This is a genomic window from Cupriavidus sp. 05N38 (assembly GCF_056397345.1).
The window spans coordinates 19,545-41,392 of sequence record NZ_JBFTNF010000028.1 but is presented as its reverse complement, the minus strand read 5'-3'; the positions used below and the strand labels follow the sequence as shown (position 1 = coordinate 41,392).

15 protein-coding genes and 1 pseudogene are annotated in these 21,848 nt (G+C 67.3%); 10 read left to right on the top strand and 6 right to left on the bottom strand.

The window, feature by feature from the left end:
• Nucleotides 1-48 precede the first annotated feature (48 nt).
• Nucleotides 49-1,569: an MltF family protein gene (locus tag AC1DK4_RS20230; protein ID WP_441615641.1), complete on the bottom strand. Its 1,521-nt coding sequence runs from the start codon at nt 1,567-1,569 to the stop codon at nt 49-51.
• Between the two features lie 996 nt (nt 1,570-2,565).
• Between AC1DK4_RS20230 and AC1DK4_RS20225 the strand changes: the two genes are divergently transcribed.
• Together AC1DK4_RS20225 and AC1DK4_RS20220 are read left to right on the top strand one after the other, a co-directional pair.
• Nucleotides 2,566-3,003 (top strand): hypothetical protein, encoded by a 438-nt coding sequence (locus tag AC1DK4_RS20225; RefSeq protein ID WP_477131732.1) that lies wholly within the window; start codon nt 2,566-2,568, stop codon nt 3,001-3,003.
• Between the two features lie 389 nt (nt 3,004-3,392).
• Nucleotides 3,393-3,686, top strand: a complete 294-nt coding sequence (locus AC1DK4_RS20220) for a hypothetical protein (RefSeq protein WP_441615637.1) — start codon at nt 3,393-3,395, stop codon at nt 3,684-3,686.
• A gap of 45 nt (nt 3,687-3,731) precedes the next feature.
• Here AC1DK4_RS20220 and AC1DK4_RS20215 read toward each other — a convergent pair whose 3' ends face one another.
• On the bottom strand, nt 3,732-4,181 hold the full coding sequence (locus tag AC1DK4_RS20215) for a hypothetical protein (RefSeq protein ID WP_441615635.1): 450 nt from the start codon (nt 4,179-4,181) through the stop codon (nt 3,732-3,734).
• 670 nt (nt 4,182-4,851) lie between these two features.
• Here AC1DK4_RS20215 and AC1DK4_RS20210 point away from each other — a divergent pair.
• Together AC1DK4_RS20210 and AC1DK4_RS20205 are read left to right on the top strand one after the other, a co-directional pair.
• A complete protein-coding gene (locus tag AC1DK4_RS20210; protein ID WP_441615633.1) occupies nt 4,852-5,880 on the top strand; it encodes a sensor domain-containing diguanylate cyclase in 1,029 nt (342 codons plus the stop codon).
• A gap of 105 nt (nt 5,881-5,985) precedes the next feature.
• Nucleotides 5,986-7,227 (top strand): tyrosine-type recombinase/integrase, encoded by a 1,242-nt coding sequence (locus AC1DK4_RS20205; protein WP_441615631.1) that lies wholly within the window; start codon nt 5,986-5,988, stop codon nt 7,225-7,227.
• Nucleotides 7,228-7,234: 7 nt separating this feature from the next.
• On the opposite strand, the gene AC1DK4_RS20200 is transcribed toward AC1DK4_RS20205, so the two are convergent.
• The 3 genes from AC1DK4_RS20200 to AC1DK4_RS20190 form a co-directional block, all read right to left on the bottom strand.
• A complete protein-coding gene (locus AC1DK4_RS20200) occupies nt 7,235-9,073 on the bottom strand; it encodes a flavin monoamine oxidase family protein (protein WP_441615629.1) in 1,839 nt (612 codons plus the stop codon).
• Between the two features lie 75 nt (nt 9,074-9,148).
• A complete protein-coding gene (locus tag AC1DK4_RS20195; RefSeq protein WP_441615742.1) occupies nt 9,149-10,417 on the bottom strand; it encodes a cytochrome c in 1,269 nt (422 codons plus the stop codon).
• Between the two features lie 231 nt (nt 10,418-10,648).
• Nucleotides 10,649-10,834 (bottom strand): DUF2970 domain-containing protein, encoded by a 186-nt coding sequence (locus tag AC1DK4_RS20190; RefSeq protein WP_441615628.1) that lies wholly within the window; start codon nt 10,832-10,834, stop codon nt 10,649-10,651.
• A gap of 173 nt (nt 10,835-11,007) precedes the next feature.
• Here AC1DK4_RS20190 and AC1DK4_RS20185 point away from each other — a divergent pair, with 173 nt between their 5' ends.
• Complete coding sequence (locus AC1DK4_RS20185) at nt 11,008-12,438, top strand: aminotransferase-like domain-containing protein (protein ID WP_441615626.1); 1,431 nt, start codon at nt 11,008-11,010, stop codon at nt 12,436-12,438.
• Nucleotides 12,439-12,444: 6 nt separating this feature from the next.
• Here AC1DK4_RS20185 and AC1DK4_RS20180 read toward each other — a convergent pair whose 3' ends face one another.
• Nucleotides 12,445-14,022 carry an ABC transporter permease/substrate-binding protein gene (locus AC1DK4_RS20180; protein ID WP_441615740.1) on the bottom strand — a complete coding sequence of 526 codons (1,578 nt, stop codon included), beginning with the start codon at nt 14,020-14,022 and terminating at the stop codon, nt 12,445-12,447.
• A gap of 164 nt (nt 14,023-14,186) precedes the next feature.
• On the opposite strand from AC1DK4_RS20180, the gene AC1DK4_RS20175 reads away from it, so the two are divergent.
• From AC1DK4_RS20175 to AC1DK4_RS20155, 5 genes and pseudogenes are all read left to right on the top strand, one after another.
• Entirely contained in the window at nt 14,187-15,266 is a 1,080-nt protein-coding gene (locus tag AC1DK4_RS20175; RefSeq protein WP_441615624.1) for a LysR family transcriptional regulator, read from the top strand.
• A complete protein-coding gene (locus AC1DK4_RS20170) occupies nt 15,263-16,744 on the top strand; it encodes an NAD(P)-binding domain-containing protein (protein ID WP_441615622.1) in 1,482 nt (493 codons plus the stop codon). Before AC1DK4_RS20175 ends, AC1DK4_RS20170 begins: the two co-directional genes overlap by 4 nt.
• Nucleotides 16,745-16,816: 72 nt before the next feature.
• Nucleotides 16,817-17,973 (top strand): annotated as a pseudogene (locus AC1DK4_RS20165) (CMD domain protein).
• Between the two features lie 268 nt (nt 17,974-18,241).
• Entirely contained in the window at nt 18,242-20,008 is a 1,767-nt protein-coding gene (locus AC1DK4_RS20160; protein ID WP_441615620.1) for an ABC transporter ATP-binding protein, read from the top strand.
• A 128-nt stretch (nt 20,009-20,136) separates the two neighbouring features.
• A complete protein-coding gene (locus AC1DK4_RS20155; RefSeq protein WP_441615618.1) occupies nt 20,137-21,846 on the top strand; it encodes an ABC transporter substrate-binding protein in 1,710 nt (569 codons plus the stop codon).
• Nucleotides 21,847-21,848: the final 2 nt, after the last annotated feature.

Genomic DNA, 21,848 nt, shown 5'->3' with positions numbered 1-21,848 from the left:
GTTGGTCCAGTACCGTTCAAGGCGGCGTCAGGCCGCATCCCGGCGCCACTATTGGCGAGCCTTTTGCATTGCCTTGCTGCGCTGCTCCTGAGCTTCCAGGAGCAGCCGGTAGGCCGCGTAGTACTTGTATATGTTCCGCACATAGGTGGTGGTTTCCAGCCCGATCTGTTCCGCCACCACGATCTCGACATTGTTGAACCACTTGTTCGGGTCCAGGCCCCGCTCTTCGGCGGCCTTGCGCATTTTCGCAATATTGCCAGGGCCGGCATTGTAGCTGGCGAAGGCAAATAACGGACGGTTGTTCTCGGTAAACCTGGCATCCGGGAAGTACCGCGTCATCAGTTGGTCCATGTACTTCGTACCGGCATGGATATTCGACTCGACGGTCCTGATGTCGCCCACGTTCAGGCTCTTGCCCGTGGATGGCATGATCTGCATGACGCCGATCGCGCCCACGCGACTGTGCGCTTCCTGGTTCAACTGCGACTCCTGAAAGCCCTGCGCCGCAAGCATCAACGGATCGAAGTCATATTGCTTGCCGTATTTTTCAAACAGGGCAAGCGCTTGCTGGAAGCGCTTGAGCTCGGCGGCCTCGGTGTTATTGGCAATCTGCTTGACCCGTTTCATGGCTTGTTTCAGCCGATAGTCGACCACCCCTTGCTTCTTCGCGTATTGAAGATAGAAGTCGCTGGCGACCTGCTGCAATTGCGGACTGTTCTTGCGCATAGCCCAGCCGATCACGGCATCGGAACGAACCGCGATGTCGTTGTGCACTTTCACCTTCGGCAGGATTTGCGCCCACATCGCGGCCTTCCAGTCATCCACGACCGCAATCTGGAGCAGGCCGGCATTGAGCATCTCGAGAACATCCTCATCCTCAAGCGCGTCGGGCAGCAGCGTCAGCTTGATGGGTGGCTTGCCCGCATCGCGCAGGCGTTTGTCGAGCGCGGTGAGGCTTTCGTAGTAACTGGACGCGCGCCGCACGTGGACAGTCTTGCCGGCAAGGTCCTCCAGCGTGGCAATCTGAGGCGACTTCGGTCCGGTCACGACCAGTTCGCGAACCGGCTTGCGGTCCCGTGGCGCAAAAAAATCCGCTTGCTTGAGCCGCTCGTCCGTCACGGTCAGGTTGCCCGCGGCGATGTCGCCAAGCCCCTGCGCCAGGCCGGGCAGCAAGCGATCCCGCGTGGTCGGAATGATGAAGATGGTGAGGGGACGTTTGCCCAGCCGGTCAGCGTAGGTCTTGTTCAGGTAGCGCTCGAAGTCGCGCATCAGTTCCGCGGTCAGGCCGCGTTCGCTACCTTTGTCGTTGAAATAGAGTGTGCGGCTATAGGGAACGAGGACGCGAATCATGCGCCGCTCAAGCATGGCGTCGAAGTCACCTTGCCACGGCTTGACCGCCAGGTTGAGCTGGCGGGCAGGTGCGGACGCAGCCGGCGCGGAGGCGCTTGCTGCCGGCACGGATGCGCTTGCGGCCGGCGGTCGCTGGTCAACTCCCTGCGCCCCCTGTGCGGCAAAGACAGCCAGGCAAAGTAGTCCAGCCAGCCAATGGAACAATGTGGACGGGCGCATGACGAGATCCTCCGCGCGCATCGGCGCAACGCCCCGGCTGGAAAATTTCGAGTGCTTTGCTCAATACACGGCAGCGCTCGCGATGCAATGCCAGATGCAAAGCGGCAACGCTGGACCTGTCATGCCAGCGTACCCGTGCTGCGGACAAAAGCGAAAGGTAGGCTGCCATTCGCCTCTGGGGCGACATCTAAAGTCTAGTGCATCGTACTTCGGCAAGAAGGCCGCAAATGCACCTGACGTGGCGAATCAGCCGGGCCGCGCCGCCCCCCGCAGCGCCTTGAAATACCATCCCCCCGGGACTTGAGGCGATGACAGCATCATCAACCCCGGCGGCTTCATGCCGGCGTCCGTCGCCTGGACGACCATGACGTTGCGCGCGCCATCCACCAGCCGAGGCAAGCCTGATGGAACGCAATCGCAATACCGCGAACGTCTTCCACGGTCGTCCAGCACTGTCCACCTTGGCGGCGGCATGAACTGTATCTGTGCGTTGCCTTGGGCTAAAGGTACAGTCCGTAATCGATCGGATTTGGCATATGGGCGCCGGCGGCAGTATCGGCTTGCTCCGTGATGAATTCTGATGTCCGCCGACGCCACAAGCACCTCGACCCAGGAGCAACCTTTAAGCGCGTCTCCTGCATTGACGACTCATGCTGTGTGAGGCCTTGCAAAGGACCTGCACGTATTTCCCCCGTCATCTCGCCACAGGGTTCCGGACAGGTATCCGCCAATGTCGGTAGTGGCTCTGCGCTCTTCTCGCACTGTCCGGATTGACTCGATCACCAGTGCGACGGCGCCCGCTGCCCTGGCGCGATAGTTGTCGCCCGGGTAGTCGTCCCACGGATGATCTCGGACGGCGCCAACCGGAATCCTCGCGATGTGCGGCGCCCAGGCAAGTATCCGGAGACGATCCCCCATGGAAATCACAATAGCTCGCTGTCAGTTTCAGGTCCGTCCTGTTCATGACATTTAAACGGGCCTGAAAGAAAGTGCAGAATGAAGATAAAACGCCAGGCAATTGACTTAGATACAATTTTGCCGCCGTTTCCGCRCTCCGAACAATGGCTGATGGAAGTGGCTGATGGGAAGACAACGCTAGCGTTCGATGATTGGTTTGTGATCAAGCTGGCTTCGGCAGAGGGCGAAGAAACCGGTACTGCGACGGACGTTGCCTGTGGTCGCACCATGACGTTCCACCAGGGCCCCGTCGAGTTTGAATTAACCCACGGTGCCTGCTACACGGCAACCCATCCGCAAAAGGGTGTTCGCCACTTCAAGTGCATCCTTGACGGCCACTACCCGATGATTTCGTTCTACCGCCCGGGTACCGCGCTTCGTTTCCCATGGATCACCATGGCGCGAGTCTTCGTGGCCGATGAGCTACGTTCATTGAAGCGAGCACCAGTTCCTGCATGGCCTTCGCAATACACGTAAGACAGGCTCCGGGCAGCCGTTTGCCACGCAGCATTACGCCAAGAGGCATTGGCGGAGCACACCAGCCAGTTGCCGCCGCATTTACCTAGCCAGGGCTGCGACCCTGGCGCTGACCTCGCTCAACGCCGATTGGAACAGTTGATGGCGATGCGACGAGCGCCGTTAGAAGAACTGGCGAAGCCTGGGTGTTCCCCGCGCACTTGGCGCATAGGCATCGCCGGGCCCGGAACTGTGATGTCGGAGTCGGCGGGGCACTGTATCCTCCGCCGCCCGTGCCCCTCTCCTACCATGGCTTCCATGGTTCACCGACATCGGTCTCCGGATTGCCGGCAACGACGACATGGACCATCTCAAGTGTTTTCCAACCGACTTATAGAGAGAGATCCATCATGCAAAGCCGTTCCGTCGCCACCGTCCTGCAAGCCCTGATCCTCGCAGCGAGCGCCGTCACTGCACTGCACGTGCAGACTGCCAGCGCCAGCACCGTGAACGAAGCGCGCAATGTGTACACCGATGGCGCACGCGGCGTACAGGAACCGCGCAGCGTCTACACCGACGGTGCCCGCGGCGCGCTCGAATCGCGTTCGCCCTACACCGACGGCGCAGACAGCAAGGGCGCTTCATTCACGCTGGCCGGCATGGATCGCACCGGCGTGTCCGCGCCCCCCGATGGCGCCGCCTGATGTTGCGCGCCCATCGGCAACCGCGGCCCGGCATCCCAATGGAAATCAGCGTTGGGCGACAAGACGGCGGTTGAAACCTGTCCAATCAAGGTTGAGGACCAACTCCTTGGCGCCAGAGTCGGGATCGTCGACATCAAAGTAGCGGATGGAAGAGGAATCTACCTGTGGGGCGCCGTCCCGATATGCGATGAATAGCCGGAAGATGGCGGCCAGCTTGCCATAGCGTAGAAACGCCTTGACGAGCTCGCGGAAAAACTCGACATCGGTTTCCGGGAGGACGGCGAGGGCCGACTCGAGCCGCGTGACATGTGGGTTACGCTGGTGGGCGAATCCGAAAGACGCAGAAGTGGCCGGCGCGAGCACGTAATAGCACAAGCCTTCGCCGTAAGGCTTGGGGAACGGGAACCGAATCGTGAAATTGCCTGCGTTGGTATAGGTGGGCCGCGTCTGCATCTGCTTGTGTTGGGCTGGCAAGATATTTGAGATGATCCTCATCCGCGTGGTCTGCACGGGACAGGGCTGCTCTCATTTGTTGTGACGTCGCAGATCGAGGAGTGCGCAGCTGGGCCAGCCTGCCTGTAGTACGCGGAACATCGCGATGAAATACCGATAAATGATTGCCTTACGGCGCTTATGCCAAAACCTTGGGTCACAGGCAGCCCCCACCGAGACCGCGTATTTAATCTGGTTGTATCAAGTTCGCGTGCTTTAGCGATATTGGGTGAATCACGATGAGCGCAGACGTCGGCTATCCGCCTTTGGCGTGATTGCGCTTCCTCACCCTATCGGCAACAGATCATCATGCGATAACCCCTCGAAGTGGGGGGGTGCGCTTCAAGGAGCGAGTATGGTATCGGCGCACCGTCCGTTGCACGGTACCGCGTACGATCAAGATGGCCGTGGGTCCCGTCCGTGCCAGCCTCAGCCTTCACCCAGAAGCCGTACCGCAGGGTCGACAGGGCAAATCCTGACCACCTCCCCCGCGAATCAGTCCACGCGTCAATGTCCAATCCCGCGATGGCTGAACCCGATCAGACGACCCCGGCATTCACGAATGGCAGGAAACGTACCCGACTGGCCTCTTCGATTCCAACCATGACATTCCGATTAAAGTTTTCATGTGGCAAGCCGTTGACATTGGATATTCGATTCGCGTGGAATTAAATTGTCTTTCTCCTTCAATGATCACCCGGCTAGCCGTGCGCAGTCCTGTGAATTTCCAGGTTCCAGCACGAACGGAGAGTCGCCTGTCATTGAGTGGTTGCTTCATGACGATCAGGTGATGCGGGAATGCTTCCGACACGCCACCAGTATCTTGAAAGCGGTGACCGGCGCATCGATTGCTGCGATCTTGTTGCTGGACGCCGAGCATCAGCACTATCGCGCGGAGATCGGCCTGTCCGTTTTGCCAATACCTCGCAGGCAGTCGCTATGCAACTACGCCGTACAGAATGACGCGCTTTTTGTCGTCGAAGATGCCGGCGCGGACCCTCGCTTCGCCCACTGCGCACTCGTGCGGAACGCGCCTTTTGTACGGTTCTATGCGGCCATCCCGCTGCGGGGACCTGACGGCGAGATCGTGGGAGCCTTGTGTGCCATGGATGCGGCACCCGGCCGCATGACCGCCGCGCAAGCCGATGTCTTTCGCCATCTGCGCGCGATGATCGAGAACGATCTGAAGCTGCGAAGCGCGAATGCAACCGACCCGGGCACGCAATTGTTCAACCGGCGCTTCATGCTCGAAAGCATTCGCCGAAAGTGGGATGAGGCAGCAGACGGCGATGAGATGGGTGCAGTGATGGTCGATATCGACTGGTTCAAGCAATACAACGATACCTATGGGCATCAGGCTGGCGACGCGTGTCTGCGCCGGGTGGCTTCGGTCCTGCAGTCAATCGCTGATGAGCACCAGATGATTGCAGGGCGTCTGGGCGGTGAAGAGTTTGGGCTTCTGCTCTGCCGCCTGCCACCGCCGGCCCTGGAGGCGGCACTGGAAAAGCTGCGCGCCGGTGTAGCTCGCCTCGCGATTGCCCACCGCCGCTCCCCGGCCGGCGTGGTGACCGTCAGTGTCGGCGCGGCGGTGAGGCGCCGACTAGGCAGCACGGATTCCGCGCACCAGACAACGTTCGCGGCCGCCGATCGCGCGTTGTACAGAGCCAAGAACAACGGGCGCAATAGAGTCGTGATTCTCTAGCCAGTCCGAGGCGACCGCTCGACGCGCAACGCGAGGACGGCGTATTTGCGAGGTAGCTTCTGTCTATAATCACGCCTCGAATCGCCTGCAGATGGATTGCCATTCATGCCTGTCCCAGCCTCCGTCCCTGCCCTGCCCCTCGCCACGCTGCCGGCATCGCCGCTGGAACAACTCGCCCTGCCTCCCGCGCTATCGGGCGCCGACGGCAGCAACCGTGCCCGTGGCGGCGTCCCGCAGATCGCCGCGCAGGATGACGTGGCTGCCGTGGCTGCCTGGCTGGCGCGCTACAGCGGCACCCCCGCCACGCTGCAAAGCTACCGGCGCGAGGCCGAACGATTGCTGCTATGGGCAGTGATGCAGCATGGCAAGCCGCTGTCATCGCTGACGCATGAGGATCTGCTGGTGTACGAGCGCTTCCTGGCCGACCCGCAGCCGGCTGCTCGCTGGGTGATGACGTCGCGCAAGAAACTGGCGCGCGACGCGCCCGACTGGCGGCCTTTCGCCGGCGCGCTCTCCCCGGCCAGCGTGCGGCACGCGCTGGTGATCATCAACGCGCTGTTTGCCTGGCTGGTCGAAGCCGGCTACCTGGCCGGCAACCCGCTCTCGCTGGCACGCCGGCGGCGCGGCCATGCCAAGCCCCGGATCACGCGCTACCTGAGCCACGAACTGTGGCAAGCGGTAAAGGACACCATCGAAAGCATGCCGGCGCAAACCGAACGCGAGCGCCAGCACGCGGCGCGCTGCCGCTGGCTGCTGACGGTGCTGTACCTGGGGGGCCTGCGCGCGGCCGAGGTGGCCGACACTACCATGGGGGCGTTCTTCAGCAGGCGCGATGCGCACGGCGTCGAGCGCTGGTGGCTGGAAGTGACCGGCAAGGGCGGCAAGACGCGGCTGGTGCCTGCCACCGATGAGCTGATCGCGGAGCTGGCGCGCTACCGGCGCGCCTGCGGCCTGCCGCCCAGCCCGCTGCCAGGCGAGGCGCGGCCGCTTGTGCTGCCGGTGACCGGGCAGGCGCGCGCACCGCGCCCGCTATCGCGCGGCGCGCTGCACCTGGTGCTCAAGGAAGTGTTTGCACTGGCGGCGCAACGCCTGCGCACGCGCGGGCCCGAATGGGAAAGCCGCGCCGACCTGCTGGCCAGCGCCTCGGCGCACTGGCTGCGCCACACGGCTGGCTCGCATATGACCGATGGCCAGGTAGACCTGCGCTTCGTGCGCGACAACCTTGGCCATGCCTCGATCGCCACCACCAGCGGTTACCTGCATACCGAGGACGATGCGCGCCACCGCGCGACGGAGGCAGCCCACCGCATTGCGTGGACGGCGACGCCGCCGGATGCTTCGGACTAGGCCTGCCTCAGCCGCCCAGTTCCCCCACCGCCCGCCACGCCTGCTCGATTGCCGCCGTCATCGAAGGGCTGCCGGCGCTGTCGCTATTGGCGATGACCACATTGCCCGCGGCGGCGCGCGCGCGGTTCAGCGTGGCCTGCGCGGCGGCCTGGTCTTCGTATAGGCTGTTGGGCATGTAGCTGTAGCCGTGCGCCCAGCGGTTGACGGTGATGCCGCGGATAACGTCGCCGGACCGGAATCCGCCTCCCGCCAGCATGCGGTCGAGCTGGCCGCGGATGCCGGCTTCGAGCGCGTCGAACGGCGTGCCGAGGAGGAAGGCGCGCCCGGCGCGGAAGCGATCACGGGCCTGCATGCCGCTGTCGGGCACGGTGGGCACGTAGAGCATATGCAGCACCACGGGGTCGGACGGGCGCGCGCCGGCCGGGGTTTCCAGCCACAGGTCGGTGTAGGCCATGGCGGGCGCATGGATCCGGCGCGCCTTGAGCGCGGCAAAGGCCTGCCAGTTGTCGAGCGCCACCTTGCTGTAGACCACGGGTGCCTTCACATCCGAGCGCAGGGCCTGCTTCTGGGCTTCGGGCAGGCTGGGCATGATGAACGGGATCATCATGTTGTAGCCGGCCAGCACCACGTGCGCGGCTTCCACGCGGTGGAGGTTGCCGTTCCAGCCGTAGGTGACGCGCGTGATGCGCTGGTCAGGTTCGATGGCGATGGCGGTGCTGTTCAGGCGCACCCGGACCGTGGCGTCGTCGGTGTCGAGCCGGCTGTAGTCGAAGGCCGCCGTGCCGATGGCCTCGGGGCCCGCCCCCCTGGCGACGCCAGGGACCAGGCTCTGCACCAGCAGGCGTGCCAGCGAGGCGTTGCCATCAGGGAACCACAACGTGGAGGCGGCCGATTTGCCCAGACGCGGATCGAGGCTGGCCGGCGGCATGTTCTTGCCGCCCGGCAGGCCGATGCCGAGCGCGTCGAACACGGAGATGCCGTCCGCGTCGAGCGCGTAGGCGTCGTTGCTGCGGCTGCGGAAAAAGCGCTGGCCATCCAGGCCGAGGCCCGCCTTGTCGCGCAGGAAGACGGCGTACGGGGTGCGCTTGAGATAGGCCAGCCGCTCGGCATCGCTCATGCCGGGCAGGAAATCCGTGCCGCCATCGGCCAGGCGCGCCAGCGCGGCGCGCTCCTGCGGCGGCAGCGGCGCCTTGTCGAGGAAGGTCTTGAGCGCATCTGCGGAGGGCGGCTGCGCGCGCCCCGCGTTGCGCGCGTCGATGAGCTCGGCGAAGGGATCCCCGGCCACCAGTTGCTCGCGGCCAAAATGCTCGGCGTCGAAGAACACCGCACGGCCCATGCCGAGGTCACGGTAGGGATCGCGCGCCACCGGCGGCGGGCGCTTCGTCTCGACGCCAAGGCCAGCCAGCAGCGTGGCAACGGCGCGGCTATCCAGCGCGGTCGAGGGCATCTCGGCGCTGCCGCCATAGGTAACCAGCTTCCGCCCACGCACGGTGAACTCGTTGCGCTTGGCATGGCCGCCGAAATCGTCGTGGTTGTCGAGGATCAGTATGCGCTTGCCGGCGCCGAAGCGGCGCTGGTAGAACCACGCGGCCGCCAGCCCGCTGAGCCCGCCGCCCACCACCACCAGGTCGAACACTTCGCGCGCGAGCACGCCGGGGTATTTGGCGCCCTCGCGCGCCAGGCTGTGCGCCAGCGTATAGGTGCCGGCATGGTTGCCGCGCAGCCCCGTGAGTGCCGGCGGATAGACCGCGCCGCGCTCGGCGGCCTGCAGCAACTGGGCGGGCGCCAGGCCAGCGGCGATGGTCAGCGCGGCGCCGTTGAGGAAATCCCTGCGCGTAATGGTCATGTCGGGGTCGGGGTCATGTCGGGGTCGGGGTCATGCCGGTCTTTTGCTCTTCGCGTGCCCGGGCGTGGCGCGGGCTCAGCGCCCGCTCATCGCTTCCTTGTGGCGGCCGAGTTCGGCGCGCCGCGCGGCCACCGTTGCCTCGCTGACCGGGCTGGCGTTGTTGCCCCAGCCGCCGCGGATGAAGGTCAGGACGTTGGCCAGTTCCTGGTTGTCCAGCGTCCAGCCGTAGCCGGGCATGTGGTAGTCGGTGGCGGCCGTGCCCACCTGGGCCGTGACGGCGCCGTCGAGCAGCAGGCTGGCCAGCGCCGACGGGTCCGGGTCCATCACGGTGGGATTGCCCGCCAGCGGCGGGAACACCCGCGCGAAGCCCTTGCCGCCCGCACCGTGACAGGGCATGCAGAACTCCGCGTACTGGCGCGCTCCCGCGGTATCGAAGCGGCCCTGGGCGAGGCGGTCGGCAGTGCCGGCATCGTAGCGGTATGGCGCTTCGTCGCGCGCGCCGGGGATGGACTTGAGGTAGGTCGCCACCGCGTCGAGATCGGGCCGGCTCATGAACTGCGTCGACGACGCGATCACCTCGGACATTGGCCCGAACGAGGTGGCGTGCGCGTTGCGCCCGGTATGCAGGTACTCGGCGATTTCCTCGCGCGACCAGCCGCCCAGCCCGGTGCGCGGATCGCCGCGCAGGCTGGTCGAGGCCCAGCCGTCCACGCTGGCGCCGGCCAGGAAATGCCGGCTGCGCTCGTCGAGCCCGCGTTCAGCCATCAGCGTGCCGCGCGGCGTGTGGCAGGCACCGCAGTGGGCCACGGCCTGGACCAGGTAGGCGCCGCGCTGCCAGTCGGCGCTCTGGCCGGTGCCGGTGTGCACCGGCCCGCTCTCCAGGAACAGCCAGTTCCAGATACGCAGCAGCCAGCGCATATTGAATGGCCAGCGCATATCGGGCTCGGCGGTTTCGCTGCGCACCGGCTTCACCTCGGCGCGCAGGTAGGCATAGAGCGCCTGCACGTCGGGCTCATCGAGCCTGGCGTAGGACGGATAAGGCATGGCCGGGTAAAGCCGCTTGCCATGTTTCGCCACGCCCTGGCGCAGTGCGCGATCGAATTCCTGCAGGCTATAGGCGCCGATGCCGGTATCGGGCTCGGGCGTGATGTTGGTGGAGTAGACGGTGCCCACCCCGGTGCGCAGCGGCAGCCCGCCGGCAAACGGCGCACCGCCGGGGCTGGTGTGGCACGCCGCGCAGTTGGCGACCTTGGCCAGGTAGCGGCCGCGCTCGATCTTCGCGGTGTCCGCCGGCTGGGCGGCGGCGAGCGGCGCCAGGCCCGCGCACGATGCCAGCAGCAGCATGGCGCCGAGGGCACGGCGAACGTTCTTGCGCAGGCCGCCGGCCAGCAAGCTGATGTCGCTGATGTAACCGTTGGCAGCGGCGGGCCGCCCGGGGATGAGGCTCATGTCGTCATGTATCGTTGTCCGCACCATTGCACACGGCGCGCTTGCCGGCAGGCCAACGCAGCACAGCCCGCACGCGGCGGGCAAGTCTGTGCGCTGGCCGCGCGACCGGGCACGAAACCCACGCGCTCAGCCGTGCGTCACCGCCCAGTGCGCCAGCGTGAGCAACAGCAGCACCAGCCCGGCCGCCAGCACCACGCCGGTCAGGATCAGCGGCACCGGCCGCACCGCCTGCAAGTCGCGCATATGCTCCTCGCCACGGCGCAGGCCGAGGAATCCCCACAACACGGTGGTCACCAATCTCAAGGGGTTCATTTTGCTTTTCCTTCCTTGTACGTCCGGCCGCCGAGGGGAGATCCGGGTGCAAATCCTTTACGGGTTGGAACGGATTATGGCTGTTGCCGGCAAGCAATAACAGCATCAGATCTGCGATAATTTTGCGTATCAGTTTTGACAGCCCGCCGGACCACCCGGCTGTTGCCCAACCCATGAAGCGCTACGAAGAACTGGCGGAGACGCTGGCCAGGGACATCCGCAACGGCAATTTGCCGCCCGGCACCAAGATGCCGTCGATCCGCAAGACGGTGGCGCAGTACGCCGTGAGTCCGGCCACCGCCTTCCAGGCCTATTACCGGCTGGAAGAGCGTGGGCTGGTACGGGCGCGCGAGCGCTCGGGCTACTACGTGACCGGCCCGGTCGGACGCACGCTGCCGTTGCCGCAGACCGCGGTGCGGCGCACGCACCAGGTCTCCACCGACGTGGATATCTCCAAGCTGGTGTTCTCCGTGCTGGACGCCGCCCGCGATCCGCAACTGATCCAGCTTGGCTCGGCCTTCCCGTCGCCCGAGCTGTTTCCGTGGGAGCGGCTGGGCAAGTCGCTGGCGCGCGCCGGCCGTGAGCTCGATCCGTGGTATTCGGTCAACGACATGCCGGCCGGGCATCTGGCGCTGCGCCAGCAGATCGGGCTGCGCTACCTCGGCGCGGGCGCGCCCCAGCCGACCGAGGAGATTATCGTCACCAGCGGTGCGCTGGAGGCGCTCAACCTGTGCCTCATGGCGGTGACCCAGCCCGGCGACGTGGTGGCCATCGAATCGCCAGGCTTCTACGCCTCGCTGCAGGCGCTGGAGCGCCTGCGCCTGCGCGCGGTGGAGATCCCCGTGGACCCGAGCGAAGGCATCGATCTCGAGGCGCTGGAAAATGCCCTCGAGCGCCACCCCATCAAGGCCTGCTGGTTCATGACACAGTTCCAGAACCCGCTTGGGGCCAGCATGTCCGAAGCACGCAAGCAGGCGCTGGTGACGCTGCTGGCACGCCACCGCGTGCCGCTGATCGAGGACGATGTGTATGGCGAGCTGTACTTCGGCAACCGCTGTCCGCTGCCCGCCAAGGCCTTCGACCAGGAAGGCCTGGTGATGCATTGCAGCTCCTTCTCCAAGACGCTGGCGCCGGGTTTCCGCGTGGGCTGGGTGGCGCCGGGACGCTACGGCGATATCATCCAGCGGCTGCGCCTGATGACCACGCTGTCGGCCGGCGTGCCGACCCAGGTGGCGCTGGCGGAATACCTGCAGAACGGCGGCTACGACAAGCACCTGCGGCGCCTGCGCCATGTGCTGGAAATACAGCAAGGCCAGCTGATCGCGGCGATCGGCCGGCACTTTCCGGAATCGGTGCGGGTCTCGCAGCCGGACGGCGGCTACTTCCTCTGGGTCGAGTTTCCCGAGGGCTTCGACGCACTCGCCCTGCACCGCGCGGCGCTGGAGCACGGCATCGGCATCGCGCCGGGGCCGATCTTCTCGGCGCGGCAGGGCTACCGGAACTGCATCCGGCTGAACTACGGCCATCTCTGGAGCGATGCGGTGGAGAACGCGGTGGCGACGCTCGGCGCGCTGGCCAAGGCCCAGCTTCAGCTTCAGCGATAGCGCTGCTCAGTGCCTGCTGCCGGTGCGTCCGTGCCGGCCCAGGTACCACTCCGCCAGCTCGAAGCCGCCCTGCACCACCAGCGCCAGCACGGCGGCCGGGATCGCACCGGCCATCAGCAGCCTGTCGTCGTTCAGCGCCAGCCCCGTGACGATGCGCTCGCCGTAGCCGCCGGCGCCGACAAAGGCCGCAATGGTGGCCGTGCCCACGCTGATGATGGTGGCGGTCTTGACGCCGGCCAGCAGCACCGGCATCGACAGCGGCAGCTCTACATAGCGCAGCACCTGGCCGGGCCGCAAGCCCAGCGCGCGCGCCGCGTCGCGCATGCCGGCGGGCACCTGGCGCAGGCCGGTCAGCGTATTGCGCACGATGGGCAGCAGCGCATAGAGGAACAGCGCCACCAGCGCAGGCCATACGCCGATGCGCCCCATCAGCGGGATCAGCATCGCCAGCAAGGCCAGCGACGGCACCGTCTGCAGCACGCTGACCAGCGCCAGCACCGCCTGCCCCGGCCGCGGCCGGCGCGCCGCCACGATGCCCAGCGGCACGCCCAGCAAGGTGGCCGCGCCCACCGCGCCGAGCACCAGCCCCAGATGGCGCCATGTCAGGTTCAGCGTGTCGCGGCTGAACAGTGTGCCGGCGAGCCCGGCGCGCGCGCCCGCCGCCGTCTCGCCCGCCTCCACGCCGCCGATGCCGCGCGCCAGGAAATTGCGCGCCACGGTGACGAACGAGTTTCCGTCCAGTTCGGCGGCCGCGTTCATGGCGATCATGTCCGCCGTGCTGATCTTGCCGGCCAGCCCTTCGAGCGCCTGCCAGGCACCGGGAAATCGTTGCGGCACGTCGCGCCGGTAGAGCACCACGGCGTCATAGCGCGGGAAATAGTGACGATCGTCGGCCAGCACGCGCAGCCCGTACTTGCGGATCTTGGCGTCGGTGGAATARATGTCGATCGCGTCGACCTGTCCGCTGGCCAGCGCCTCGTAGGCCACGCCGTGGTCCAGCCCGAGCGGCCGCTGCCGCAGGCCGTAGCGCCGGGCCAGGCCGGGCCAGCCGTCCGCGCGGCCCAGGAACTCGTGCGACAACCCCAGGCGGAGATCGGGATGCGCGGCCAGGTCATCCAGCGTCGCCAGCCCGAGCCGGCCCGCCTTCGCGCCTGCCATGGCCACCGCGTAGGTATTCTCGAAGCCGAACGCGATGCCCGCCGCCAAGCCGAGCGGCGCCAGACCCTGGTTGATCTGCTCGAGGCTGGCGCCGGCCGGCAGCCTGAGGATTTCGCTGGCGATGGTGCCGGTGTAGTCCGGGTAGAGGTCGATGCTGCCGCTCTTGAGCGCCTCGAACACGATCGCCGTGTTGCCCAGGCCAGGCGTGTTCTCCGTGCTGGCGTGGGCGGCCGCGGTCTGGCTGAGGATCTCGCCGAGGATATAGGACTCGGTGAAGCGCTTGGAGCCAACCCGCAGCGTATCGGCGCGCACCGGCGCCAACAATGCCAGCCACGCCAGCGCCCAGCACAAGGCCAGCGCCAGCCGGGGCCGCAATGGATACCGGCGGGCGAAACAAGGTTGCGGTGTCGAAGGCAGGCTTTCCATGAGCGGCGGCATGCGGATGGCGACGTCGGTTGATCGCATGATACGTGCTCGCCCCATGCGGCGCCTCGGCCATCTGTCGTAGCACGAAGGAATGCAAAAATAGTATTTGCAATCAGAATACTTAACGATGGAGAATGCTAAAACCACATACATCGTGCCAAACCATGGAAATCCGGCAGCTGGAAGCCTTCGCGGCAGTCATCACCAGCGGCAGCATCACGGCTGCTGGCCGCCTGCTGGGCCGCTCGCAGCCTGTCATCACGCGGCTGATCCAGGAACTGGAGGCCGAGATCGGCTTTGCGCTGTTCGTGCGCAGCGGGCCGCGCGTGACGCCGACCGAGCGTGGTTTCCTGCTGTACGAGGACGTGGAACATGCGCTGGTGGGCCTGAAGCAGATCCGTGCCCGGGCCGACGAGATCGCCCGCGACGCGAACCGGCCGCTGCATATCGCCGCCACGCCGGCGCTGGCGGCCGGGCTGCTGCCGCTGGCGCTCGCCGGGCGCCTGCCGGATCACGCCGTGGGCCAGGCCATGGGCCAGGCCGCAAACCAGGCCGGCCATCCCGCGCACGGTACGTATGGCGCGCATGGCGTAGCGGGCCAGTCCAGCCAGATCCATATCGATAGCCTGTTCCCCGAGAAGGTCGTGCATGCGGTGCTGACCGGCGCCGCCGAGATCGGCGTCACCAGCCTGCCGCTGGAGCATCGCGGCGTGACCGTGCACTGGATCGGACAGGCCGCCTGCGTGGCCGCGGTGCGCGCCGACGATCCGCTCGCCGCGCTGGCTGCGATTCCACTGTCGGCCTGCAGCGGCCGGCGCATCATCACCATGCACAACCCTTACCGGCTGCGCCGCCGCGTGGACGAAGGCTTTGCCCGCGCCGGGGTGACACCGGCCGCACTGATCAATACCAATTCGTCCTTCAATGCGCTGACCTCGGTGCGTGCCGGCCTGGGCATTGCCGTGCTGGAGCCGGTTACCGCGCGCGGCGTGCCGCTGGCCGACATCGTGGTGCGCCCGATCGATACCGACATTCCCTTTTACTTCGGCGTGATCACGCCCCAGGGCCGCCCGGCCAGCGCGGCGGTGCTGGCGCTGATCGACGCCCTGGCCGATGCAGCCCGCGCGCTGCTTCCCGACTTCACGCAGCGCGGCCCCGAAGAGCATAGCGCGCTGCTGCAAGCGCTCTATGGCCCCGCCGACGACGCGCACGCCTCCCAAGATACGGAAACGAACGAATCATGACCCTGACTGCCGACATCACCCCGGCCCGGCCGGCCGCCGCCGGCGCCGCCCAAGGCCTGGCCGCACTGGAAGCACGCCTACGTCAGGACCTGGCCTGGCTTGAGCTGCCCGCCAAAGCGTGGGTTCCCGCGCGCACGCATCAGGGCCAGCCGGTGCTCGACGTGGCGGTGGTCGGCGGCGGCATGGCAGGCATGGCCGCGGCCGCCACGCTCAAGCACCTCGGCATCGCGGTGCGCATCTTCGACCGCTCGCCCGAAGGCTTCGAAGGCCCGTGGGCCACCACCGCGCGCATGGAGACGCTGCGCTCGCCCAAGCAGCTCACCGGCCCCGCGCTCGGCCTGCCCGCGCTGACCTTCCGCGCCTGGTTCGAAGCGCAGTTCGGCACGCCGGCCTGGGAGGCGCTGGACAAGATCCCGCGCCTGCAATGGATGGACTACCTGCGCTGGTACCGCCGCGTGCTCGAACTCGATATCCGCAACGCGCACACCGTGGCGCGCGTGCTGCCGCGCGCCGACGGGCTGGTGGCGCTGGAAATGCGCACCCCTGACGGCATGCAGACCGTGCTGGCGCGCCGCGTGGTGCTGGCCACCGGCCGCGACGGCCTCGGCGGCGCCTATGTGCCACCCTTCGCGCAAGCGCTGCCGCGCGCGAGCTGGGCGCATTCCAGCGACGAATTCGACTACGGCACGCTGCGCGGCAAGCGCGTGGGCGTGATAGGCGCCGGCGCATCCGCCATGGACAGCGCCGCCACCGCGCTGGAAGCGGGCGCGGCCAGCGTGGACCTGCTGATCCGCCGCGCCGACATCCCCCGCGTGAACAAAGGCAAAGGCGCCGGCAACGCAGGCATGACGCATGGCTATCCGGGGCTGCCCGACGAATGGAAATGGCGCATCCGCCATTACATCAACGTGCAGCAGGTACCGCCGCCGCGCGGCAGCACCCAGCGGGTGTCGCGCCACGCGAACGCGCGCTTCAACCTCGGCTGCGCGATCGGGCGCATCGAGCAGGCCGGCGACACCTTGCGCGTCCATACGTCCAGGGGCGTGTTCGAGCTGGACTTCCTGGTGTTCTCCACGGGCTTTCGCATCGCGCTCGAGAGCCGCGACGAGTTCGCCGCCTTCGCCCCGCATATCCGCTACTGGCGCGACCGCTACGCGCCGCGCGCGGGGCAGGAAGACCAGGAACTGTCGGACTCGCCGGACCTCGGCCCCGCCTTCGAATTCCTGGAGACGACGCCGGGCGCCTGCCCGGGGCTGTCGCGCATCCACTGCTTCAACTACCCCGCGGCACTGACGCACGGCACCGTGTCGGGCGACATCCCGGCCATCAGCGATGGCGCCAGGCGGCTCGGCCAGGGCATTGCCGCGCTGCTCTACCAGGAAGACGTCGAGACGCACTACGCCAATCTGGAGGCGTTTGCCGAGCCCGAGGTCTTCGGCGACGAATGGGTGGCCGCCGACCCGCCGCCAGCGCGCTGATCCCGCCATCCGGACCAACCGATTCCCGAGCCAGAACGAAACCGTCAACCGAACCGAGACGAAGACAAGGTCATGACCCAAGCCAACCCCAATCCCGACGTGGTCGACCGCGTGGCCGGCATCGCGGCCGGCTCCGCCACGCATGCGCTGCGCCACCAGCGCGACAAGGTAGCAGCCGCCACCCAGGGCAGCTACGATGCCCTGTTCGATCCCGCCCTGCCCGGCCTCCCGCTGGCCGAGCGCCTGCTGGTCGCGCTCTATGCGGCACGCCTCACGCCCTCGCCGGAACTGGCCGCGCACTACCGCCAGCGCCTGGAGGCAGCCGGCGCCGACGCCGCACTGATCGAAGCCGCCGGACATGGTGATCCAGCCACGCTGGCCGACGCGCGCCTGCGCGCCATGCTGGCCTTCACCCGCACCTTGATCGAGAACCCGGTGGCCGGCGACGAAGCCGCGCTCAGGACGCTGCCCGCGGCGGGCCTGTCCACGCCGGACGTGGTGACGCTGGCGCAGCTGATCGCATTCCTGTCCTACCAGGTGCGGCTGGTGGCCGGCCTGAAGGCCCTCAAGACCCTGCAAGCCGAGGAGAACGCAGCATGAGCGCGCCCGCCAACTTGTCCGCCAACTTGCCCGCCAACGCACCCATCAAGGCCCACGGCTTCACCAACGAAGTGCTCGACTGGAAGGCATGGCTGGATGTGGCCCGGCTGGACCAGGCCACGCCCGCACAGATCGCGGTGCTGGAGGAAAGCCACCCCAAGGCCAAGGTATCCGACTACTACCTGTTCCTGGTGCACCAGCCCGAGATCCTGCGCCAGCGCTCCACCGCCTTCAACGCCATCATGTACGCCCCCGGCGGCATGGCGCGCGCCGAGCGCGAGCTGGCCAGCACGGTGGTGTCGCGCGTCAACGGCTGCGTGTACTGTGCCTCGGTCCATGCCCAGCGCTTCGAGCAACTGGCCAAGCGCAACGACGTGATCGCCCAGGTGTTCGAAGACCCGCGCGGCGCCGGCACCACCGCGCGCGAGCAGGCCATCGCGAAGTTCTCCATCGAACTGACCGAGCAGCCCGACGAAGTCAGTGCCGACAGCCTGCGCGCGTTGCGCGAAGTGGGCGTAAGCGACGCCGAGATCCTGGACCTGATCCACTCGATCGCCATCTTCGCGTGGGCCAACCGCCTGATGCTGAACCTGGGCGAGCCGGTGTTCCCGGCGCCGCAAGCCGCCTAGGCTGGCCGGGGGCGGGCACGCGCTGCCCGCCTGCCAACATGGCGCGCGCAAACTGCATGCCCGCCAGCAGGCGCCGCCGCGCCGCCCAGGTGCGCGAGCGCCGCCACGCAAGCAACGCCCGTCCCGCCAGCCCAGGCGCCATGGGGGTTGCGCGCCCTGCGCCGCGCCGCGCTAGCACAGCGCGCCGGCAGCCACAAACGCATATCCGAGTAAGCATCTACGCAAATATTCGTGGGAAGACCGCGGGGTGCCATGCTGCAATGCACGCATGGTTTTTCCTGCCCAGACTCCCCGATCCGATGCCACCCCGGCCGCCAGCATAGCCGCGCCGCTGCTCGCCGTGCGCGGGCTCGATGTGCACTTTCCCGGCAAGCACGCCGTGCAGGGACTCGACCTGCAGCTCGCCGCCGGCGAGATGCTGGCGCTGGTGGGCGAGTCCGGCTGCGGCAAGTCGAGCGCCGCGCTGGCGCTGATGGGCCTGCTGCCCGCCTATGCGCGCAGCACCGGCAGCGTGCGCCTGGACGGCCGCGAACTGATCGGCCTGGGCGAGCGCGCGCTGAGCGCCGAGCGCGGGCGCAGCGTGTCGATGATCTTCCAGGAACCGATGACCTCGCTGAACCCGGTGCTCAGCGTGGGCCAGCAGGTAGCCGAGGCCATCACCCTGCACCAGCCGCTGTCGCGCCGTGCCGCGCGTTCGCGCGCCATCGAGCTGCTTGAACTGGTGCGCCTGCCCGAACCCGCGCGGCGCTTCGACGCCTATCCGCACGAATTCTCCGGCGGCCAGCGCCAGCGCGTGATGATTGCCATGGCGGTGGCCTGYGGCCCGCGCCTGCTGATCGCCGACGAGCCCACCACCGCGCTCGACGTCACCATCCAGGCGCAGATCCTGGCCCTGATCGACAGCCTGCGCCACACGCTGGGCATGGCGGTGCTGCTCATCACGCACGACCTCGGCGTGGTGGCGGACTACGCCGACCGCGTGGCGGTGATGCACGGCGGGCGCAAGCTGGAGGAAGGCGCCACCGGAACCTTGTTCGCCGCGCCGGCTCATGCCTACACGCGCGGCCTGCTGGGCGCCTCGCTGCACGTCGCCGGCGGGCTGCACTATAGCCGCGACAGGCTGGCGGAGATCCGCGCCGGGAGCGACGGCGATTTCCGGCTGGTGACGCCGCCCGCCGCGCCACGGCGCATCGAATCGCGCGCTGCGGCGGCCGCCATGCCACTGCTCAGCGTGCAAGACCTGACGCTAAGCTACCCCGGCGACGATCACCAGCGCGTGCGCGCGGTGGACGGCCTGTCGCTCGACATCGCCGCCGGCGAAACGGTGGGCCTGGTGGGCGAATCGGGCTGCGGCAAGTCCAGCCTGTCGCGCGCCATCGTGCGCCTGGCGCAGGCCGATGCCGGCCGCGTGCTGTTCGCCGGCCAGGACCTGCTGGCGCTGGCGCCGCCCGCCCTGCTGCCGTGGCGGCGGCGCGTGCAGCTGATCTTCCAGGACCCATACGGCTCGCTCAATCCGCGCCAGCGCGTGGAAGAGATCCTCGGCCACGCGCTGGCCATCCACGGCGTGCGCGAGCGCCCCGAACGCGCGCGCCGCATTGCCGCCATCCTCGACGACGTGGGCCTTGGCCGCGCCGCCGGCGGGCGCTATCCGCATGAGTTTTCCGGCGGCCAGCGCCAGCGCATCGCGATTGCGCGCGCACTGGTGCTGCGCCCCGAGCTGGTGATCTGCGACGAGCCAGTCTCGGCGCTGGACGTGTCGATCCAGGCCCAGATCCTGAACCTGCTGGCGGACCTGAAGGCCGAGCATGGCCTGACCTACCTGTCTATCTCGCACGACCTGTCGGTGGTGCGCTATATCGCCGACCGCATGTGCGTAATGCAGGCCGGACGCATCGTGGAAAGCGGCACGCCCGATGCGCTGTGGGCCAGCCCGCGGCACCCGTACACGCGCTCGCTGCTGGCCGCCGTGCCGGGCACCGCGCGGCCGTGCCGCGACGATGCGCCGGCACCGCCGCAACTGGCGCTGGCCGGCTGATTCGATTCCATTCCGTCTGACTTCGTTTTCCTGCGCTACGCCTTCGCTGCACCTTCGCCGCTTTCATCGCGCCGCTTTCGTTCCTTCGCCCTTTCCAACATTCCGCCTTCCGGCCTCACAGACGCCCCATGACCGCTCCAGACCGCGCCATCGCCGATCCGTCCTCCGCTGCCGACGCAGCCTCTCCCGGCACCGCCGACCTGCAGAGCCCGCAGCGCCGACAATGGCTGGGCGCCGGCGGCGCGCTGCTGGCCGGCGGCCTGTTCGGCGGCCTGTTGCCCGAGGCACAGGCCCTGACCAAGTCCGCGCCGAATACCGAGCAAGGCGCTCAGCGCGGCGGCGCGCTCGATGCCGTGGTGCACCCCGAGCCGCCCACGCTGGCCTTCTTCATCAATACGTCGACCCCGGGCCGCACGGTGGTCAGCAAGATCTTCGACGGCCTGCTCGACTACGGCCCCGACCTCAAGCCGCGCCCGCAACTGGCCGAGAGCGTGGACGTCTCGCCCGATGGCCTGACCGTGCGCATCAAGCTGCGCCGCAATGTGCTGTGGCATGACGGCAAGCCCTTCGGCGCCGCCGACGTGAAGTTCTCCGCCGAGCAGATCTGGTCCAGGTACGCGCCGACCGCGCGGCGCGTGTTCCAGCACCTGCGCAAGGTGGAGACGCCCGACAACTACACCGTGGTGCTCACGCTGGCCAAGCCGACCCCGGTGATCCTCAACGCGCTCGACGTGGTGGCCGCGCCGGTGCTGCCGCGCCATCTCTACGAAAACACCGACATCCCCAACAACCCGTACAACAACAAGCCGGTCGGCACCGGCCCCTTCGTCTTCAAGGAGTGGGTGCGTGGCCAGCACATCGCACTGGAGCGCTTCGACAAATACTGGGCGCCGGGCCTGCCTTACCTTGACAAGCTCACCTTCAAGATCATTCCCGACGTGGCCGGCCGCGCCACCGCGCTGGAAACCGGCGCGGTGCAATACGGCGAGCGCAACCCGGTGACCTTCGCCGATGCCGACCGCCTGGCCAAGTCGCCCAACCTGGTGGTCAGCACCGAGGGCTACAACGGCTTTGCCGGCTGGCTGTGGCTGATCCCCAACCTGCGCGACCCCATCATCGGCAAGCTCCAGGTGCGCCAGGCCATCCTGCACGCGATCAACGACCAGGCGCTGGTCAAGACCGTGTGGGGCGGCTACGCGGAACCCGCCACCGGGCCGGTGTCCTCGCTGCTCAAGACCTTCTACACGCGCGACACCAGGCAATACCCATACGACCGCAAGAAGGCCGAAGCCCTGCTCGACGAAGCCGGCTTCCCGCGCAAGGCCGACGGCTGGCGTTTCAAGCTGGACCATGACTACATCCCCTTCGGCGACGATTACCGCCGCACCGGGGAGTTCGTGCGCCAGTCGCTGCGCGCGGTGGGCATCGACGTGAACCTGCGCGGCCAGGACCTGCCCACCTGGACCAAGAACGTCTTCAGCGACTACAACTTCCAGCTGGTCAGTTCCTGGGGCATCAACTGGCAGGACCCGCAGATCGGCGTCGAGCAGCACTACTGGTCCAAGGCCGAATCGAAGGGCACGCCGTGGCAGAACGCCTCCGGCTACGCCAGCCCGGAAGCGGACCGCCTGCTCGAAGCGGCCCAGGTGGAACCCGACCCGGCGCGCCGCGTGCGGCTCTACCAGGATTTCCAGAAGCTGGCCCAGCAGGACCTGGCGCTGCTCAACCTGTTCGAGTTCCGCTGGTTCGGCGTGTGGGACAAGCGCCTGCGCAACGTCACCGACACCTTCGACCACAGCCAGAGCAATTTTGCCCGGGTCTGGCTGGCCGCCAAGTAAAG

Coding starts and splice junctions, on each gene's coding strand:
- AC1DK4_RS20230 (WP_441615641.1), bottom strand. CDS start 1,569: ATGCGCCCGTCCACATTGTTCCATTGGCTGGCTGGACTACTTTGCCTG.
- AC1DK4_RS20220 (WP_441615637.1), top strand. CDS start 3,393: ATGCAAAGCCGTTCCGTCGCCACCGTCCTGCAAGCCCTGATCCTCGCA.
- AC1DK4_RS20215 (WP_441615635.1), bottom strand. CDS start 4,181: ATGAGGATCATCTCAAATATCTTGCCAGCCCAACACAAGCAGATGCAG.
- AC1DK4_RS20205 (WP_441615631.1), top strand. CDS start 5,986: ATGCCTGTCCCAGCCTCCGTCCCTGCCCTGCCCCTCGCCACGCTGCCG.
- AC1DK4_RS20200 (WP_441615629.1), bottom strand. CDS start 9,073: ATGACCATTACGCGCAGGGATTTCCTCAACGGCGCCGCGCTGACCATC.
- AC1DK4_RS20195 (WP_441615742.1), bottom strand. CDS start 10,417: ATGCTGCTGCTGGCATCGTGCGCGGGCCTGGCGCCGCTCGCCGCCGCC.
- AC1DK4_RS20190 (WP_441615628.1), bottom strand. CDS start 10,834: ATGAACCCCTTGAGATTGGTGACCACCGTGTTGTGGGGATTCCTCGGC.
- AC1DK4_RS20185 (WP_441615626.1), top strand. CDS start 11,008: ATGAAGCGCTACGAAGAACTGGCGGAGACGCTGGCCAGGGACATCCGC.
- AC1DK4_RS20175 (WP_441615624.1), top strand. CDS start 14,187: ATGGAAATCCGGCAGCTGGAAGCCTTCGCGGCAGTCATCACCAGCGGC.
- AC1DK4_RS20170 (WP_441615622.1), top strand. CDS start 15,263: ATGACCCTGACTGCCGACATCACCCCGGCCCGGCCGGCCGCCGCCGGC.
- AC1DK4_RS20155 (WP_441615618.1), top strand. CDS start 20,137: ATGACCGCTCCAGACCGCGCCATCGCCGATCCGTCCTCCGCTGCCGAC.